Source organism: Cupriavidus sp. FW305-F7 (assembly GCF_058782875.1).
Map to the genome: position 1 here is coordinate 1 of NZ_JBYSYC010000115.1, position 1,870 is coordinate 1,870.

The 1,870-nt window shown below is 62.5% G+C and carries 3 protein-coding genes; all 3 read left to right on the plus strand.

The window, feature by feature from the left end; all coding sequences use genetic code 11:
* Positions 1–594 (plus strand): FAD-dependent oxidoreductase (locus AC3WL8_RS39815; RefSeq protein ID WP_492380244.1); only part of this gene is annotated, 594 nt, incomplete at its 5' end.
* Positions 595–622: 28 nt separating this feature from the next.
* Positions 623–1,498: an FAD binding domain-containing protein gene (locus AC3WL8_RS39820; RefSeq protein ID WP_492380245.1), complete on the plus strand. Its 876-nt coding sequence runs from the start codon at positions 623–625 to the stop codon at positions 1,496–1,498.
* A partial coding sequence (locus AC3WL8_RS39825) for a (2Fe-2S)-binding protein (protein WP_492380246.1) occupies positions 1,488–1,870 on the plus strand: 383 nt, incomplete at its 3' end. The genes AC3WL8_RS39820 and AC3WL8_RS39825, both read left to right, overlap by 11 nt.

Sequence of the window (1,870 nt, forward strand, 5' to 3'; positions counted from 1 at the left end):
TCGGACGGCTGCAAGTTCTGGTCGGATGACCGGCACTGGGCCAATGAAGACAGGCACATGATCATCTACTACACCACCAAGGCCAAGGATGAGGTGTATTTCGTCACCGGCTCGCCAGATCCCAACTGGGAGGGGACCACGCCTGTCGATGTCACGATTCAGGAGGTCAAGGATCACTACGCCGGCTTTCACGACGAAGTACAGCGCGTCATCGACGCTTCCGTCCGGATCAGCAAGTGGCCCCTGCTGACGCGCGACCCCCTGCCGCTCTGGAGTTCGGGCCGCATTGTGCTGCTTGGCGACGCCTGCCACCCCATGAAACCCCATATGGGCCAGGGAGCCGGCATGGCGTTCGAAGATGCCGCGGTACTGGCTCGCTGCCTGCAGGAGAAGCGCGATGACATCGAAGGCGCCCTCAAGCTCTACGAGGCAAATCGTCAGGGGAGAGCGTCAAAGGTGCAGCGGATCTCGAACGCCAATACCTTCCTCAAGTACGAGGAAGATCCGACGTGGTGCTTCGGTTACAACGCCATGACCGTGCCACTGCAACCGGCCGGCGAGGCTGCGAAGCCGCCGCAGGCCGAATGCGCCTGAGCATGACTACAACCAGGCAGGAGCCAGTATGAAGCCGCCGAGCTTTATCTACGTTTCCCCCAAGACAGTCCAGGAGGTCATCGGTCTGCTGTCGCAGCACGGCGCGGAAGCGCGTGTTCTCGCCGGCGGGCAGAGCCTGGTGCCGATCATGAACCTGCGGATCATGCGGCCCTCCGTCCTGATAGACCTGAACCAATGCCAGGGGCTCGACTACATCGAACACCGTGCGGGCCATGTTGCCATCGGCGCGATGACCCGCCAGATCGATGCCATGAAGTCACCGGTGGTTCGTCAGCATTGCCCGCTCGTCTCGCAGGCATTGGCGTGGACGGGGCCGGTCGCCGTGCGATGCCGTGCCACCGTCGGTGGCACGCTCGCCCATGCCGACCGGGTTGCCGAGCTGCCTGCCGTCGCAGTCGCACTGGACGCCGTCATGGTGATCGACGGCGTGAACGGGCCGCGCGAAGTCGCTGCCTCCGAGTTTTTCCTTGGGGACTTGACCACCGCAATCGAACCCGGCGAATTCCTGCGCGAGGCTCGCTTTCCGGTCTGCGTCCCAGGCTCGTTTTCCAGCTTTTTCGAGGTAAGCGTCAGGCAGGAAGGCGTCGCGGTCGTCGGTCTTGCCGTGTACCTGGCCAGGCAAGGCGCCAAGGTCCAGAAGGTTGCGCTTGCCGCGATGGGGGTCGATGCTGCGCCTGTACGTCTGCGCCGTGCCGAAGCCCACCTCACGACTCACGGACTCGGCGACGCTGCGATCGAAATGATCGCAGGCATCGCTGCCGAAGAGATTGACCCCATGTCTGATCTTTACGCCAGCGACGCCTATCGCAAGCATGCGATCGGGGCAATGCTGAAGAAAGCTCTGCAAAACGCCGCGAAGGAGGGAAATCCAAATGAGCGATGAAGTCACCCGTATCGAATTCTCGATCAATGGCGCGCAAATGGGCGCGGATGCCGAACCTCGCATGCTGCTGGCGGATTTCATCCGGCATCGTCTGCACCTGACCGGCACCCACGTAGGCTGCGCGCATGGTGCATGCGGTGCCTGCACCGTGATGGTCAACGGGCGGCCGGCACGAAGCTGCCTGATGTTCGCGGTCCAGGCGCAAGGTGCCGAAGTGAAAACGGTGGAAGGCCTGTCTTCGCAAGAGGAGCTTTCGCCCCTGCAGCAGGAATTCAGGAACCACCATGCCCTCCAATGCGGATTCTGCACGCCGGGAATGCTGATCTCTGCGCAGGCATTGCTTGACGACAACCCGCAGCCCACCGAGGAGGA

Excerpts from the sequence above, each read along its gene's own strand:
- AC3WL8_RS39820 (WP_492380245.1), top strand. The coding sequence starts at position 623 with ATGAAGCCGCCGAGCTTTATCTACGTTTCCCCCAAGACAGTCCAGGAG.